Source organism: Rhodoferax sp. (assembly GCF_034519335.1).
Classification (GTDB): Bacteria; Pseudomonadota; Gammaproteobacteria; order Burkholderiales; family Burkholderiaceae_C; genus Allorhodoferax.
Map to the genome: position 1 here is coordinate 42,474 of NZ_JAXHOL010000003.1, position 14,328 is coordinate 56,801.

18 protein-coding genes are annotated in these 14,328 nt (G+C 59.2%); 4 read left to right on the forward strand and 14 right to left on the reverse strand.

The window, feature by feature from the left end:
• The first annotated feature begins 39 nt into the window (after window positions 1–39).
• Entirely contained in the window at window positions 40–288 is a 249-nt protein-coding gene (locus U5O12_RS04050) for a DUF2798 domain-containing protein (protein WP_322577401.1), read from the forward strand.
• Window positions 289–534: 246 nt separating this feature from the next.
• On the opposite strand, the gene U5O12_RS04055 is transcribed toward U5O12_RS04050, so the two are convergent.
• A complete protein-coding gene (locus U5O12_RS04055; RefSeq protein ID WP_322577402.1) occupies window positions 535–2,022 on the reverse strand; it encodes an ATP-binding protein in 1,488 nt (495 codons plus the stop codon).
• Between the two features lie 297 nt (window positions 2,023–2,319).
• Window positions 2,320–3,321, reverse strand: a complete 1,002-nt coding sequence (gene ftrA / locus U5O12_RS04060; protein WP_322577403.1) for a transcriptional regulator FtrA — start codon at window positions 3,319–3,321, stop codon at window positions 2,320–2,322.
• Window positions 3,322–3,400: 79 nt separating this feature from the next.
• Between ftrA and U5O12_RS04065 the strand changes: the two genes are divergently transcribed.
• Window positions 3,401–3,799, forward strand: a complete 399-nt coding sequence (locus U5O12_RS04065) for a rhodanese-like domain-containing protein (protein WP_322577404.1) — start codon at window positions 3,401–3,403, stop codon at window positions 3,797–3,799.
• 82 nt (window positions 3,800–3,881) lie between these two features.
• Here U5O12_RS04065 and U5O12_RS04070 read toward each other — a convergent pair whose 3' ends face one another.
• The 6 genes from U5O12_RS04070 to U5O12_RS04095 form a co-directional block, all read right to left on the reverse strand.
• On the reverse strand, window positions 3,882–5,444 hold the full coding sequence (locus U5O12_RS04070; protein WP_322577405.1) for a cryptochrome/photolyase family protein: 1,563 nt from the start codon (window positions 5,442–5,444) through the stop codon (window positions 3,882–3,884).
• Between the two features lie 17 nt (window positions 5,445–5,461).
• Window positions 5,462–5,620 (reverse strand): DUF2256 domain-containing protein, encoded by a 159-nt coding sequence (locus U5O12_RS04075; RefSeq protein ID WP_322577406.1) that lies wholly within the window; start codon window positions 5,618–5,620, stop codon window positions 5,462–5,464.
• 15 nt (window positions 5,621–5,635) lie between these two features.
• Entirely contained in the window at window positions 5,636–6,406 is a 771-nt protein-coding gene (locus U5O12_RS04080) for an FAD-binding domain-containing protein (protein ID WP_322577407.1), read from the reverse strand.
• Window positions 6,336–7,193: a deoxyribodipyrimidine photo-lyase gene (locus tag U5O12_RS04085; RefSeq protein ID WP_322577408.1), complete on the reverse strand. Its 858-nt coding sequence runs from the start codon at window positions 7,191–7,193 to the stop codon at window positions 6,336–6,338. Before U5O12_RS04085 ends, U5O12_RS04080 begins: the two co-directional genes overlap by 71 nt.
• A gap of 112 nt (window positions 7,194–7,305) precedes the next feature.
• The gene (locus tag U5O12_RS04090; protein WP_322577409.1) at window positions 7,306–7,740 is read right to left on the reverse strand and encodes a hypothetical protein; all 435 of its coding nucleotides are present in this window, start codon (window positions 7,738–7,740) and stop codon (window positions 7,306–7,308) included.
• A gap of 166 nt (window positions 7,741–7,906) precedes the next feature.
• On the reverse strand, window positions 7,907–8,362 hold the full coding sequence (locus tag U5O12_RS04095) for a fasciclin domain-containing protein (RefSeq protein WP_322577410.1): 456 nt from the start codon (window positions 8,360–8,362) through the stop codon (window positions 7,907–7,909).
• 183 nt (window positions 8,363–8,545) lie between these two features.
• Here U5O12_RS04095 and U5O12_RS04100 point away from each other — a divergent pair, with 183 nt between their 5' ends.
• Complete coding sequence (locus U5O12_RS04100) at window positions 8,546–8,977, forward strand: hypothetical protein (RefSeq protein ID WP_322577411.1); 432 nt, start codon at window positions 8,546–8,548, stop codon at window positions 8,975–8,977.
• Between the two features lie 1,623 nt (window positions 8,978–10,600).
• Here U5O12_RS04100 and U5O12_RS04105 read toward each other — a convergent pair.
• The 4 genes from U5O12_RS04105 to U5O12_RS04115 form a co-directional block, all read right to left on the reverse strand.
• A complete protein-coding gene (locus U5O12_RS04105) occupies window positions 10,601–11,017 on the reverse strand; it encodes a disulfide bond formation protein B (RefSeq protein ID WP_322577412.1) in 417 nt (138 codons plus the stop codon).
• Window positions 11,014–11,532 carry a signal peptidase II gene (gene lspA, locus U5O12_RS04110; protein ID WP_322577413.1) on the reverse strand — a complete coding sequence of 173 codons (519 nt, stop codon included), beginning with the start codon at window positions 11,530–11,532 and terminating at the stop codon, window positions 11,014–11,016. The genes U5O12_RS04105 and lspA overlap by 4 nt, the downstream gene beginning before the upstream one ends.
• A 126-nt stretch (window positions 11,533–11,658) precedes the next feature.
• Complete coding sequence (gene czcI, locus U5O12_RS21130; RefSeq protein WP_416221439.1) at window positions 11,659–12,012, reverse strand: cation efflux protein, CzcI family; 354 nt, start codon at window positions 12,010–12,012, stop codon at window positions 11,659–11,661.
• Window positions 12,013–12,029: 17 nt separating this feature from the next.
• Window positions 12,030–12,818 carry a transglutaminase family protein gene (locus tag U5O12_RS04115; protein WP_322577414.1) on the reverse strand — a complete coding sequence of 263 codons (789 nt, stop codon included), beginning with the start codon at window positions 12,816–12,818 and terminating at the stop codon, window positions 12,030–12,032.
• 114 nt (window positions 12,819–12,932) lie between these two features.
• On the opposite strand from U5O12_RS04115, the gene cadR reads away from it, so the two are divergent.
• Window positions 12,933–13,412 (forward strand): Cd(II)/Pb(II)-responsive transcriptional regulator, encoded by a 480-nt coding sequence (gene cadR / locus U5O12_RS04120; protein WP_322577415.1) that lies wholly within the window; start codon window positions 12,933–12,935, stop codon window positions 13,410–13,412.
• Here the strand turns inward: cadR and ybgC are convergent.
• Complete coding sequence (gene ybgC / locus U5O12_RS04125; protein WP_322577416.1) at window positions 13,399–13,830, reverse strand: tol-pal system-associated acyl-CoA thioesterase; 432 nt, start codon at window positions 13,828–13,830, stop codon at window positions 13,399–13,401. The genes cadR and ybgC overlap by 14 nt on opposite strands.
• On the reverse strand, window positions 13,827–14,294 hold the full coding sequence (locus tag U5O12_RS04130) for an SRPBCC family protein (RefSeq protein WP_322577417.1): 468 nt from the start codon (window positions 14,292–14,294) through the stop codon (window positions 13,827–13,829). The genes ybgC and U5O12_RS04130 overlap by 4 nt, the downstream gene beginning before the upstream one ends.
• Window positions 14,295–14,328 lie beyond the last annotated feature (34 nt).

A 14,328-nucleotide genomic window follows, 5' to 3' on the forward strand; every position in this document is an offset into this window, starting at 1 on the left:
ACCTGGGCTTTCTTTTACCAACCGTTTGGAGCTATTGCTATGAAAAAAATCCCCGCACGTTTCGCCCCCGCTTTGTTCGGCCTCATCCTCTCCGGCCTCATGTCCTGGGTGGTGTCCGGCATCTCCACCTTCCGGGCGTCCGGCCCCGGTGCACACTTTCTGGACCTGTGGATAGGCGCCTGGCTCATGGCGTGGCTGGTTGCGTTCCCCGTGGTGCTGGTCATCGCCCCCTTCACCCGGCGCATCGTCCAACGCCTGGTGGCCAGTGCGCCACAAGCCCAGCGCTAACGCGAAGCGCAAGACCCGCGCCTCATGGCTTGGTGCGGGTCAAATTGCTACTTTATTGATAGCTGTTTGCGCAATATCTAGTGCCTCCTTGAGTCACCGCCGCCGAGAAGACGGAGATGCGGGCCGGGCGGCAACAGGAGTTCGTGGGGGGTTAGGTTAAGGCGTGCATTCGCGCTAGTTTTATTAGTTAAGCGACATCATCCAATCGTCAAAATTTATTATCCAGAGATCTCGCACAACGATTGCTCAAGCCTGCTTACCGCCATGCAAAGGAATTCCATGCTTAAAAATCGGCCTTTGCACAACAGCGCGAAGTAGGTTGGCACCTAGCATATAGGCGTATAGGCTAGCTGGACGAAAAGCGAAATCCACACCTTTATATTTAACATCCTCATCCGCGACCGTCTTAGATGTAATCAAAATTGGTTGTCCAATTTTTGGATTTCGCCCAACAAATTCCACACAATTATCTAGCTCTGCGCGTGCTTTATATGGACGATCACTCCACTTAACTTCGACAGCCCAAGTCGGTTTCTGCTCACTCCCGCTGAGATGAACAATATCTATTTCACCCGAGTTCCATCTCGCATAGTAAAGCTCGGTTAATTTACTATGTTGCCACTGACTATAGATCGCAGTCTCTGTCAATGCACCCATTGCTTCCGAGTCTGCTTCAATCTGACCAAATAGCGCAGCGCGCATAGAGGGATTTGTTAGGTATACCTTAAAGCACATCGCCCGCTTAAACTTTTTAGCGGTTTGATCGATTCGTTCAACGCGTCGAATCAAAAATGCAGCCTCAAGGTATTCAAGATACCGACGGATAGTATTTTTTGCAACACCCGATGATTGAGAAAGAGCCTCAAGGCTGACCTCATTTCCGGAGTTGTAGGCAAGCGTGGTGAATAATCGATTAAGCTCTTGTATATCACTAATTCCGTACAGACTAGGAAGGTCGCGCAGCAAGACCTTGTCGATAATATCGCTCTTAATGTACTGACCAGGATCTCGTCGAATCGTCTCAGAAAAGACCGCCTCAGGATAGCCGCCAAAATTGAGGTAATTTACAAATTCCTCATTCAGCTGATCGATATTTTTGGCAGCATAATCAAAACTTCCCATCTCATCACTAGAAGTCGGAGTAGTACTAACAAGCTCCTCCTCTCTCCCAATAAACATTAAATACTCAGCAAATGTTAAAGGCGGCAATACATAGTCACTAAATCTTCCTGCACCTGATTCGTTGCTTTTTAATCGCAAAGCAGCTGCAGCTGATCCAGTAACAGCAAAGCGATAGTCTGGATATGAATCAACTAAAGATTTAAGATGAATCTCCCAGTCCCGTAAATACTGAATTTCGTCAAAAAAGACAAAGAGATTCGAATCACGTTTATGAGAAAATAATTCTTGAAAGTACGCCAAAATTCGCTCTAACGAGAGTCCCGTATAAATTGGCGTTTCCAAAGAGATATATAAGATATTGGAAGCATCGACCCCTGTATCTAGCAGAGCTCGAATACTGTGGTAAACCATCACAGTTTTTCCAACTCGCCTCGGCCCCATCAGTACTACAGCTCGTCGTACAGTAGCGTCTGCGACAGCCCGATGAAATAGTTCAAAATACTTTCGACGCGGTGTACCCTCATAGGCTACTTTGCCACTACGACCATCTGACCACCAAGGGTTGTCAAACTGGAGCCGGGAAACGATGTCTTTCTTTGCTATCTCAAGCATACAAATCCAATCAAGATTAACTGACTGATCTTAGTTTACATCAATTTTCAAACAAGATTAATGCCATGATCTTAATGCGGCTTAAGATCTATCGTCGATCGTATCGAGCTGATGACGCCCAGCTTGCCTAATTTGGTCCCCGGCCGCCCTTGAAGCAACGCCACAATATCTCTTCAGCATTGATGCCTCAACAAACTGCCACTGGCATGCAAATCTGAAAAACTCAATGCACCGAGTAACTGGCTGCTATCTAATCCATAGCTTCTCGCGCAATATCCACGGGGACTAGCAGCCCATTTACCGCCCAAACATCCCCCGATAGTCCCGCGGTGACAGCCCCAGCTGTTGCTGAAAATGGTGCCGCAGCGCCTGCAGGCTGCCCAGCCCCACTTCGGTGGCGATGCGCTCTACCGACAGCGCGCTGCCTTCCAGCAGGCGCTTGGCCTGCTCTACGCGTTCGGCCACCACCCATTGGCCGGGGGATTGGCCGGTCAGGTCCGCAAAGCGGCGCAGAAAGGTGCGCGGGCTCATGGCGACGCGGCTGGCCATGTGGTCCACTGTCCACGGCGCTTGCAAATCGCTGCGCACGGCCTCCAGCAACTTCACCAGGCGTTGGTCGCCGTCTTGCGGCACGGGGCGCTCGATGAACTGGGCCTGGCCGCCGCTGCGGTGTGGCGGCATGACCAGGCGGCGCGCCACGCTGTTGGCGGCGTCCACCCCAAAGTCGCTGCGCACGATGTGCAGCATCAGGTCCATGCCTGCGGCGCTGCCGGCCGAGGTGTAGACGCGGTCGCCCTGCGCATAGAGCACGCTGGCGTCCACCTCCACACTGGGGTGCCGCGCCTGCAGCGCCTTGGCGTAGCGCCAGTGGGTGGCGGCGCGCTTGCCGTCCAGCAGGCCGGTGGCCGCCAACACAAAGGCACCGGAGCAGATGGACGCCAGCCGCGCTCCGCGCTGCCAGGCTGCGCGCAAGCGCTGGCTGAGTTCGTCCGGCACGGGAACCTGCGCGCCCTTCCACCCTGCCATGACGATGAGGTCGGCCTGCTCCAGCAGGCTGGCGTCGCCATCGCAGCTGACGCGCAGGCCGCCGTGGGCACGCAGCGGGCCGGGCTCGATGGCGGCACTGGCGAAGCGGTACCAGTCCGGCCCCATCTCGGGCCGATGCAATCCAAAGATCTCGGCGACGATGGAGAACTCAAAGGTACACAGCCCGTCGTACACGGGCGCCACCACCAGGGGGCCGGTGGTGGACGAAGGTGAGGTCGGCGCGGTTTGCGAGTTTGGCGTGTTTTTTGTCATAAATGGCTTTTACGCCAATTGTAGAAACACGCCTGCGCCAACACCATAGAGGCATCAACCACCCACCGGAGAAACCCAGATGCCCACCGCAGTCACCGCCATCCCCGCCGCCCCGTCCGCCCTGGCCGAAGCGCACTTTGCCGCCGAATTCACCTTCGAGGCCGACTGCTGGGACACGCACGATGCGCTGGCCCAGGGCGCCGACTTTGTGCTGCTGGACGTGCGCTCCCCCGCCTTGTTTGCGCGCGGCCATGTGCCCGGCGCCATCAACCTGCCGCACGGCAAGATCGTGGCCAGCAAGATGGCCCAGTGGCCGGCCGACACCCTGTTTGTGACCTACTGCGCGGGCCCCCACTGCAACGGCGCCGCCCGTGGCGCGCTGGGGCTGGCGCGGCTGGGCCGGCCCGTGAAGATCATGGCCGGTGGCATTACCGGCTGGCTGGATGAGGGCTTTGAATTGGCAACGGGCGAGGCCTGACAGCAGCCAGCCCCGCCCGAAACGCTACGTTATTGATAGCTGTTCGCGCAATATCCACGAGGGCTAGAGGCCAATTTGGCACTTAAACGCCCTGCCCCTGCCGATGCTGGGCGGCCTGCTGCTGGATGGCGTCGCGCGCTGGCGCATCAAGCCGGGCCAGGTTTTTAAGCTGCATGGCCATGCGGGCGTTGGGCTTGAGCAGGGCTTCGTGGCGGATCAAAAAGTCCCAATACAGCGTGGTGAACGGGCAGGCTTGCGGGCCGGTGGATTGGGCCGGATCAAAGCGGCAGCCTTGGCAGTGGTTGCTCATGCGCTGGATGTACTTGCCGCTGGCCACATAGGGCTTGCTGGCCATCAGCCCACCGTCGCCAAACTGGCCCATGCCCAGCGTGTTGGGCAACTCCACCCACTCCACCGCGTCCACATACACGCCCAGGTACCACTGGTGCACCGCCTGCGGGCGCACGCCCAGCAGCAGTGCGTACAGGCCGGTCACCATCAGGCGCTGGATGTGGTGGGCGTAGCCGTGTTCCAGGGTCTGGCCAATGGCGTCTTCGAGGCAAGCCATGTCGGTCTCGCCCGTCCAGTACCAGGCGGGCAAGTCGGCCTGCGCGTCCAGCGCATTGCGTTCCAGGTAGCTGGGCATTTGCGTCCAGTAGATGCCGCGCACGTATTCGCGCCAGCCCAATATTTGGCGGATGAAACCCTCGGCCGCTGCCAGCGGCGCGTGGCCTGCGCGGTGGGCGTCTTCGGCGGCTTGCACCACTTCGCGCGGGTTCAGCAGCTTGAGGTTGAGCGCGCAACTCAGGTGCGAGTGGTAGAGCCAGGCCTCGCCTGCCCACATGGCATCTTCATATTTGCCAAACAGTGGCAGACGCTGGGTGATAAAGGCCTGCAGGGCCTGCAGCGCCTGCACGCGCGTGACCGGCCAGCCAAAGCTGTGCAGCGTGCCGGGGTGGCTGGCAAAGCGGGTGTTGACCAGCGTGATGACGTCTTGCGTGATGGCGTCGGGCGCAAAACGCGTGGGTGGCGGCACATTCTGCGGGCCTGCCTTGCCAAAAGATTCGCGGTTGTCGGCGTCAAAGTTCCATTGCCCGCCCACGGGGGCCTTGCCCTCCATCAGGATGCCGTGCTTTTGCCGCAGCGCGCGGTACCAATATTCCAGGCGCAGCTGCTTGCGGCCCTGGGCGTGGGCGGCGAACTCGCGCACGGTGCTGAAGAAGTGCGTGTCATCGCGCAGGTCCAGAGGCAACTGCTGTTGGGTAGCTACAGCGCGCAGGCTGTGCAGCACGCGCCAGTCGCCCGGGGCGGTGAGCACCAGGCCAGCAGGCTGCAGCGTGGCAATGGCCTGCTGCAGCGCCCCAGCCAAGGTGCCGGGGTTGTTGGCATCGTCCAGCGCGGTGTAGTGCAGCGGCAAGCCGCGCGCTCGCAGGTCGTGCGCAAAGTGCCGCATGGCGCTCAAAAACACGGCGGTGCGCTGCTTGGCAGACCACACGTGGGTGGACTCCTCGGCCACCTCGGCCATCCACACCACGTCTTGCGTGGCATCAAACCCGTCGAATGCGGACGACTCTGCATCGAGCTGGTCGCCCAGCACGATGACGAGGTTGCGCACTTTGGTGGGCATGGGGGCAAGTGCGGGCATGGGCGTGGTGGAGTTGTTCATTTTTTGGCCCGGCAGGCGTCGGAGCAGTAGCGCACGGCATCCCAGTTTTTGGCCCAGGCCTTGCGCCAGGTCATGGTGCGGCCGCACACGGCGCAGGGTTTGCTGGGCAACGATTGTTTGTTGCCCTTGAAGTCGTTTTTGGTGGGGTGTGGCATGGGTGTCTTGCGGGTTCAGCCAAACAGGTCGCCCTGGGGCGATGGCGTGTCAACGGCTTTGGCACGGGACTTGGCAGCCGCCTTGCGACGCTGGCCAGAGGGCGGCAGGCCGCTTTTGCGCGAGCCATGGCGCGCTTGCACATCGCCCGCCTCTGCCCTCGCCGCCTGCGTTTGGCGCAGGCCGTACATGCGGTCTTTGGCGGCCTTCATGGCCAGCTTGTCATCGACGATAGGCGCCGGGTAATCGGTGCCAATGTGGCAGCCCGCCATGCGCTGAACGCTGGCGTCCATGTTCCAGGGCTGGGCCAGATACGGCAGCGGCACGCGGGCCAGCTCGGGCACCCAGCGGCGAATGAACAGGCCCTCGGGGTCTTGGTCTTGCGCCTGTTTGGTGGGCGAGTACATGCGCAGCGTGTTGATGCCGGTGGTGCCGCTTTGCATCTGCATCTGGCTCCAGTGGATGCCGGGCTCGAAGTCGAGAAACTGCCGGGCCAAAAACAGGCCCGGCTCGCGCCAGTGCAGCCACAGGTGGTAGCTGGCAAAGCTCACCAGCATGGCGCGCATGCGAAAGTTCAGCCAGCCGGTGGCCCGCAGGGAGCGCATGCAGGCGTCCACCATGGGGTAGCCGGTGCGGCCTTCGCACCAGGCGGCAAAGTGCGCGTGGTTGAAATCGTCCTCGCGCAGGCCATCGCACACGCGGGCAAAGTTCTGGAACTCAATGTCCGGGCTCGTCTTCCAGCTTTTGCATGAAATGGCAGTGCCAGCGCAGGCGCCCGGCAAAGCCACGCAGCGCGTGCGCGAGTGTGCGGTCGGGGGTGTTGGCAATGGTGACTTCGGTAGCTTGGTGCACCGTGCGCAAGGACACGGTGCCAAAGGCCAGGTGCGGGCTCAGGCGGCTGCAGCCGTCTTGCGCGCTGAGCGGGCTGGAGAGTGCCTTGCGGTAGTCGTAGCCGCGCTCGGCCAGAAAGGTTTGCAGGGTGCGCCGCGCAGCCTTTTCACCAGCGCGCTGCAGCTGCCGGCCGTGGGGGGAGAAGCCCAGTTCTGCCAGGCTGGGCAGCGCGGGTTGGTCCAGCGGTGCCGCGGCCACAAACCCGCCCTCCAGCAGCTGCAAGGGCGCATCCATACGCGCCTGCCAGCGCCCTGCCCAGCCGCTGCGGCTGCGCAGGCGGCGCACCACGCCGGTCTGGGTAAATTCTTGCCACACCACTTGCTGCGCTTGGCACCACTGGCCCACCTGCACATCGCGCACATAGCTCCAGCCCGGGCCGGTTTCCTCGTGGCTGAGCAGCTGGCCAAAGCCCAGCTCGGCGTGCAGCTGCGCCAGCACCGGCACGGCCGAGCCCACGCGCACCAGCAGCGGCATGCCGCGCGCCGCCAGCGCCTCGCGCAACTCCTGCAGGCTGCGCAGCACAAAGTCCACATGCTGCGCATCGCACTCGGGGCTGTGCAGCCACTCGGGCTCGATGATGAAGAGGCCCGCAGCGTCCGCACTGCGCTGCGCTGCCACCAGCGGCGCGTGGTCGTGCACGCGCAGGTCGCGCTTGAACCAGACCAGGGTGCGCAGGGCCGGCATGCAATCCGTCCGGGTGGTCTAGCGCCGGGGCTCCGCGGCCTGGGAGAGCAAGGCGGCGCGCAGCTCGGGGCGTTTGGTTTTGGGGTCGAGCCAGATTTTGAAGAAGGCCTCGCTAAACGCCGGTATCGGCGGTCTCACCCAGCAGCTTGCCATTGAAGAAGAAGCGCGCGCCCTCGCCCGGCAGGTGCACGCCCACCAGTTGGTCGCCCGACTTCACATCCACAAACAGCGCTTCCATCCATTTGGACCAAGCCACGATCTGCTCGGGCGACGAGGTGCTGATGCGCTGCAGCTCAATCAGCGAGGTGTTGGCAATGTCACGGCCCTTGATGGCGGTGGCGTAGCGAATATCCAGCGCAAACGGGCGCGCAAAGCTGAACGCCGCATCGGCGCCCGGCAGCCAGAGCGTGGCGTCATACGCGTTGAAGCCAAAGAACCGCAAGACGCCACTGCCTTTGGCCTGCCAGTTGGAGCCGTAGGGCGCCAGCTCGGCGGGGGCGGCCGCCGTGGCGGGCGCTGGGGCGGTGGGCGCGGCAGTTTGGGCCAAGGCAGCCTGGCCACACAGCAGCGCAAGCGTCGCGCACCAAGATAGCAGCAAGCGGGAGGGAGATAGACGCGAGAGATGCATGGCGGGGGTGGGCTGGGCCCGGTGTGAAAACCAAAAAGCCCAGGAGTGCAAAGCAGTCCTGGGCGGCGGGCAAAACGTCTGGCGTTTACTTGGGCATCACGACGCTGTCGATCACGTGGATCACGCCGTTGTCGGCCACGATGTCGGTCTTGACCACCTTGGCGTTGTCCACCATCACACCACCGGTGGTGGAGACGGTCAGCTCAGAACCCTGCACGGTCTTGACCTTACCGGCACGCACGTCAGCGGCCATCACTTTGCCGGGGACCACGTGGTAGGTCAGGATGGCGGTCAGCTTGGCTTTGTCTTTGAGCAAGGCGTCGAGGTCAGCCTTGGGGATCTTGGCAAAGGCTTCATCAGTCGGCGCAAACACGGTGAATGGGCCCTTGCCCTTGAGGGTGTCCACCAGGCCAGCAGCGCCCAGGGCTGCGGCCAATGTCTTGAAGCTGCCAGCACCCACAGCGGTATCCACAATGTCTTTGGCCTGTGCAGAGAAGGCTACGCCCAGGGACAGAACAGATGCAATCAGAAACTTTTTCATCGATATCTCCATGATGGTTAGATCAATCAACCTCGCCAAAAATGTGGCGCAAGCGGAATATACAAACCGAAAAGTATCCATATGAACTATACGGTATTTATTTGTTTTGGGGCCTCACCATTTGCGACACTACACCCAAAGATGGGGGTAAAAGCTTTGCGACACTAGACCCCGGCTGCTGCTTTGGATTTGTTGCGCCTGTGGATATACGGTGTGCTGTTGGCCTACTGCCTTGGCAAAAAGGGCTGCGTGAGGCTTGGTGAGGGTGCATTGGGCTGGAGGATGGGCTTGTACGGGGAGTTTGGGGGGGGTGGCTTTGCGCTGGGGCGATTTGCTTCGCCCTGGATCTGCAGCACCTTTACCACCACGGCGCCCTGGATTGCACTGGCAAGTGCCGGCGTGGAGCGTTACAGCCTGCGCGTGTTGCTCACCTACCGATTTGTCAAAGGTTCTTTCTCTTTGGTCGGCTTGGGTGCCGGTGCCTCGCTACTCTCGTGGCGGAAGTTTTTGCTAATTGACGGCGAGGCGCTGTGTGGATGGAAGATCGTGGTTGGTGGAGCTTTGGAATGCTGGGTGCAGCGCTTGACCCCAAGTGGGCCGCCTATGTTGGCCTAACGTTGCTGGCTATTTCTATTGCCTCGCTGGCGATATTTGGGAAAGCGTTGAAAAAGCGCTGTTGCCGAAAAATACGGGACGCCGCCAAGCGGGGGGAGCGGTTGCGCGGCAATACTTAGTGACCCACACGTCGTAAATGATTTGCAGCATTGGACGTTTTGGCTGCGCACGGTGCGTGGACGCGCGCCTGAACCAACTCGCCAAACGTGGCCACCAAAATCTTGCCTTGGTCAGCGAATATTGAAACGCGTTGGTGCGGCTTTCGCAAGCTGTTACTTCAACCTGACTTCTTGCCAAAAGTTGCCAGATCTTTGCCATCTGCACTGAAGTCACTGGCGTAGTACTTCATTAGCTCACCCACGCTTCCTGAGCTTTGGCCGCGCCATGCAAGACTTTCCGTTGAGGTTCCGCTGCCCGTTTGCCGCCAATTGAGCTGCAATAGGAGGGGTAGTCGAATTTCCAAGTGCGAATAATGCGATCCAAGTAGGATTGGCCCGCAGCTCGTGCTGGGTTTGGTGTGGTGGGGTTCCTGTCGTGCCGCGTTGCGGTCGAATTGGGGTGCTCGGGCGTGCCGTCATGGTCGGGCTTGGGGTCAGGGTGGTAATGATACCCCCCGGCGTGCGCTTCCCATTTGCCGTTCCGGAGATGTAGTGTGCCCGTCGGGTTTTGCTCCCGTGTTCTCAAAAAGATAAGGAGCTGGCGGTGTCGGCGATGGATGTTTGTTTCTTCTGGAAAGGCCAAAAATGGGTGGTCAGTAATGGAGGACGCTTGTGCCGCGTGCGCATGCGCCGCGGTTAAGTTGTTTTGCGGCCCGCTCCAGTTGTGGGGACTCGCCGCCGTCGAATGGAGCGAAAGGCGGAAAAGGTTGTGGCTGAAAATTTGGGTCGCGGCGTTTGTTTGCGCGCTTGCGGGTGTCGTGCCCTAGGGTATTTCTGGCGTGTTGGCGTGTTGGTTGGTTATTGGGTTTGGAGTGATTGGAAATGCGGTGAATGGTGAGGCAGAATGTGCTTGAAAGAAGTAGGGTGGGTTCTTCGTTGTTTGCTTCTGTGTCCTTCGCTTGTTTTGGGTCTTTGATTTCTCGTCGCGGCCTCCTTCTTGCTCTTGCCCTCTTCCGCCCAGCGCTGTGTTGCTAGGACCAATTGGCGGGTGGCCATTCACAAAAAAGGTTGGTGTCTTCGTCACTTCCAACGCTGTCAAGTCCTGAACATCTTGGGACAACACGCTTAATTCGCCCGCTTGCTGCAGGGCTTTGGATATTTACCCCGCCTGGCTTGGTCGCCATTCAGTTGGGCTTTGCGTGGTCCGCCCCTCGGTTGGGCCGCCAGGTCTTTCCAGCCGGGGTTTTGTCCTGTTTTGGCTGCTTCGGCGCTTTCCCTTGGTCAGCCTTGATGGGGCGCATACCGTCAGGGATTCGTTGGGGTGTTTCGCATAAGTTTGACAGTGGATAAAAGGCTGTGTCTCGCACGCAGGATCAAAAAGGATGGGGGGCGCATTGACGGGCCCCCGGGTTGGGACGACCTTGTTGGCGCTTGTGCCTTTCCATTTGAGAATTTTGGACACGCTGTTGGTACACGTACATACCAAGCGCAAAGGCTGGATAGAAAGGGATGTTGTTTTTGGATTTCATTTGGGGACTTTTTTGAGATAAGTAATGATCAAAACGGTGATGAGAAAAAAAGCGGCCAAGGACAGCCACGGGATCTGCAAACCGTTGAGGATTTCCAGCTTTTGATTCGCGCACGAGACACCTGTTCCACAGGGGGTCCATGTTTTCGGAATCCAAGAAGCGACAAGCAGCGTGTGGTAGCCAGAAATCAATGTCCCTGACACCGCCAAAGGCAAGGCATAGACGGCACCTCGACGGTCATGGCTATAACTGGCTATACCCAGAATGAGCGCCAAAGGAAACATCGCTATGCGCTGGTACCAGCACAAGGTGCAGGGCGTCATCAACATCACTTCGCCAATGAATAGGGCGCCTGCTGTAGACAACAAGGCGAGCAACCAGGCAGTCAGAAGTAGTAGCCAGGTGGACTTCATAAGCCTCCCTTGCGGAGGCCGGCAGATTGGCGTTTTGAAATGGAAAAGGAGAGCCCAACCCAGACAAGCATGGCGCAAACCACGAACACATCCGCCAAATTGAACGCTGGCCAGTGAAGCGCCTTCCAGTGCAAATCAAGAAAATCTATGACCGCGCCGGTCTGGACCCGATCAATCAAGTTGCCACTGCCTCCGGCAACAACACCCGCGCCGATCCAGCGCTCCGCGGGATCGATTTTGCGAAGCAGGCACAGTACTGTTATAGGCAGTACCACCAGGACACTGATAGAAATAAAAAACCAACGTTGCCAACCACCCGCATCGGCAAGTATGGAAAACGCCGCTCCTGTATTCAGGACGTGTACGAAGTTAAACCAAGAAGTAACTTCAATCAAACCTCCCAATGGAATGATGGAAGCGAAAAAAACTTTGGTGATTTGATCCAGCGAGACCAAAGCCAACACCACAACGATCCAGACCCAACGCGGATATACGCGCCAAAACGCTTGCGCCACAAACAACTCCTCCAACAGGCTCAGTCAAAACCGGCAGATTTGCCGGAACAAGAATCCAGGAGAAGAATGGTTACGGTGGACAGACCGGCAATGCACCGGTCAATCCCTTAACTGAAACGCCCCTGGTTAAACCAGGGAAACCCATTGCGGGCGTTCGGGTAAGTCTTGGTAGTGAGCCAGATACATAGCGGCATTGGCATGTATCCGCACAGGCCCTGTAGTCAGCCGTAGCGTTTTCGACGAACTTTGAAATGCTACGGAACAGTTCGCGTGGCAAACGCCGCATTCGTTTTCAACAGAGACGCCATCTACCCCAGCAGAGCCATCGTTGTCCGTGGTCACAGTCGCGTGCTTGTGTGCATGGTGACCTATGTGTTGGACTGAAGGCATGCTTTCATGCTGGCAATAGGTACTCACAGCAGCCCAGGTTAACTGCAATGGCAAGAGCACCAAGAGAAAGACGAGAAGCCAGCGTCGCATGCTATGAAGTTTAGCAGCTACAACCTTGCACCCAGGTACTGGCCGGCCTTTCCGGGCTGGAGCATATGGCGCTTTGCGGGGCGCACGCGCCCAGTGCGGATGTTGTCCACATTGCGGTTCATCCAATGGCGAATAAAGCGGGTGTAGAGCCACTGCTTGAGGCCCGACAGGTTGACTCCATGCAGCTGATAAAAAGCATCTGGCGTGTCAAAAACGCCAAAGTCTTGGTTGATTCCCTCTTTCTGGATGAAGGTGTCCTGCCCGGCCCAATCGACCCCAGGCGCCTGCAGGTTGGGAGTAGCCACGCCAAAGCCGCAGAAGCTACCTTGTACATCTGCAAATCCGGTCTGCAATGCGTTGAGGTAGGGCATATCGAGAATGAAGCCTTCCAGCCGCAACCAGCGGTCTTCCAACAGAACCTCCACCCAGCTGTGCAGGATGGACGGTGGTGCCAGCTGGTAGGCCAGCCCAGTGATGGCGCCGCGCTGCAACACCTTGTCGATAGTGAAGCCATGAAAGCGACAAGGAATGTCCAACGCCCGAAGCAAGGCCATGAGCAGCGTGCCCTTGGTGTTGCACTGGCCCAAGCCATCGGCCAGTACCTGTGAAGCGGGCAGATCGTCACTGTCGTTGTAACCAAAGACCAGTTCGTCACGCACAAAGTCATAGGCCGCGCCAATGCGTGCATAGGGCTCCAGCGCACGCCAGCCGCGTGCCTGGACCAGGCGCTGAATCTCGGGATGGTGGATGTCCAGAATCGGGCTGGCGCTGGTCCATTGGGGTGCGGTAGCGCTGAAATATGTCATAGGTATTGGTTATTGAAATATGGCAAAACCACTATTAAAAAGCCTGTACCAACTACAGAGTCAAGCCGTACAATTCGCTATCTGCGCTCATAGGGCGCACCCGGGAGAATGTGCATGAAAATTGGTGAACTGGCCAAGGCCACTGGCACCCAGGTGGAGACGGTGCGCTACTACGAGCGCGAGGGCCTGCTGCCCACGCCCCTGCGCACCGAAGGCAACTACCGCATCTACGGCGCCAACCACATGGAGCGCCTGTCCTTCATCCGCCACTGCCGCTCGCTGGACATGACGCTGGACGAAATCCGCACCCTGCTGGGTTTCAAAGATGCACCAAAAGACAACTGTGAACAAGTCAACGCACTGCTGGACGAGCACATTGGCCACGTGGCCCAGCGCATCAAGGATCTGCGGGCGCTGGAGCGGCAACTCAAAGCCCTGCGCGAGCAGTGCCTGGTAACGCAGGAAGCCGCGCACTGCGGCATCTTGAATGAGCTGTCAGTCGCAGCCCGCACCCAAGCGGTACCGAGGGCAGCACATGGCCATGTGCATGGCGCGCACACCCGCGGCGCGCAAGCCAAGGTCAAGAAGCAATAGCGTTCAACACCTGCGAAGGAATGCGCCGTGGCTTGAGGGTGTCGGCCTGCACGCAACCGATGCGAATGCGACCCTGGGCCAGCAGCGTGTCGCCACGCCAGGCCTCTTGCACCAGCACCATGCTGGCAGCGCCGAGCTCGGCGACCTGCACGCTCACCGTAATCAGATCGTCCAGCTTGGCCGGCGCTAGGTAGCGCAATTGCACATCGGCCACCACGAACATGGCGCCGGTTTCGTCGCGAAGGGCCTGTTGGCCTACGCCCGCAGCGCGTAGCCATTCGGTGCGGGCACGCTCAAAAAACTTCAGGTAGTTGGCATAAAACACCACGCCACCGGCATCAGTGTCTTCCCAGTAAATGCGAATGGGAAAGGGATTGGGGATTGCGGGCACGGTGGCCACGCTGTCGACTGCGCTCACAGGGTTTGGGCCAGTGCCACCAGTTGGTCGGCGGCCACGCCCCAGCCTTCGTGAAAGCCCATGGCTTCGTGCTGCGCTTTGTCTTCCGCGCTCCAGTGCAGGGCGCGCGCGACATAGTGGGTGAGACCATCTGGCGTATCGGCCAGCGTGATTTCACCCACCATAAACGGCTTGGCCGGCACCCAGCCGGCCTGAAAGGCATCTGTAAACACCAGCTTGCGGCCAGGCACCACCTCCAGGTACACGCCTTCGTTGGGCACCTGTTCGCAGTTGGGGCCCACCATGTGGGTGAAGAAACGGCCGCCCGCATGCAGCTCCATCACCGCTTCGCTCACACCCCAAGGCTTGGGGCAAAACCATTGCACCAGGAGCGCGGGCTCCGTCCAGCAGCGCCAGACCGCGGCGCGCGGCACCGCCAGGTTGCGTTCCAGGGTGAGGCAATGGACAGCGGCAGAAGCAGTCATGGGCAGGCTCCAAAAGTTTCGCCGCAGTGTAGCG

What these genes read in the sequence shown, in the direction of transcription:
- U5O12_RS04050 (WP_322577401.1), top strand. Translation starts at nt 40, where the DNA reads ATGAAAAAAATCCCCGCACGTTTCGCCCCCGCTTTGTTCGGCCTCATC.
- U5O12_RS04055 (WP_322577402.1), bottom strand. Translation starts at nt 2,022, where the DNA reads ATGCTTGAGATAGCAAAGAAAGACATCGTTTCCCGGCTCCAGTTTGAC.
- ftrA (WP_322577403.1), bottom strand. Translation starts at nt 3,321, where the DNA reads ATGACAAAAAACACGCCAAACTCGCAAACCGCGCCGACCTCACCTTCG.
- U5O12_RS04065 (WP_322577404.1), top strand. Translation starts at nt 3,401, where the DNA reads ATGCCCACCGCAGTCACCGCCATCCCCGCCGCCCCGTCCGCCCTGGCC.
- U5O12_RS04070 (WP_322577405.1), bottom strand. Translation starts at nt 5,444, where the DNA reads ATGCCCGCACTTGCCCCCATGCCCACCAAAGTGCGCAACCTCGTCATC.
- U5O12_RS04075 (WP_322577406.1), bottom strand. Translation starts at nt 5,620, where the DNA reads ATGCCACACCCCACCAAAAACGACTTCAAGGGCAACAAACAATCGTTG.
- U5O12_RS04085 (WP_322577408.1), bottom strand. Translation starts at nt 7,193, where the DNA reads ATGCCGGCCCTGCGCACCCTGGTCTGGTTCAAGCGCGACCTGCGCGTG.
- U5O12_RS04095 (WP_322577410.1), bottom strand. Translation starts at nt 8,362, where the DNA reads ATGAAAAAGTTTCTGATTGCATCTGTTCTGTCCCTGGGCGTAGCCTTC.
- U5O12_RS04105 (WP_322577412.1), bottom strand. Translation starts at nt 11,017, where the DNA reads ATGAAGTCCACCTGGCTACTACTTCTGACTGCCTGGTTGCTCGCCTTG.
- czcI (WP_416221439.1), bottom strand. Translation starts at nt 12,012, where the DNA reads ATGCGACGCTGGCTTCTCGTCTTTCTCTTGGTGCTCTTGCCATTGCAG.
- U5O12_RS04115 (WP_322577414.1), bottom strand. Translation starts at nt 12,818, where the DNA reads ATGACATATTTCAGCGCTACCGCACCCCAATGGACCAGCGCCAGCCCG.
- cadR (WP_322577415.1), top strand. Translation starts at nt 12,933, where the DNA reads ATGAAAATTGGTGAACTGGCCAAGGCCACTGGCACCCAGGTGGAGACG.
- U5O12_RS04130 (WP_322577417.1), bottom strand. Translation starts at nt 14,294, where the DNA reads ATGACTGCTTCTGCCGCTGTCCATTGCCTCACCCTGGAACGCAACCTG.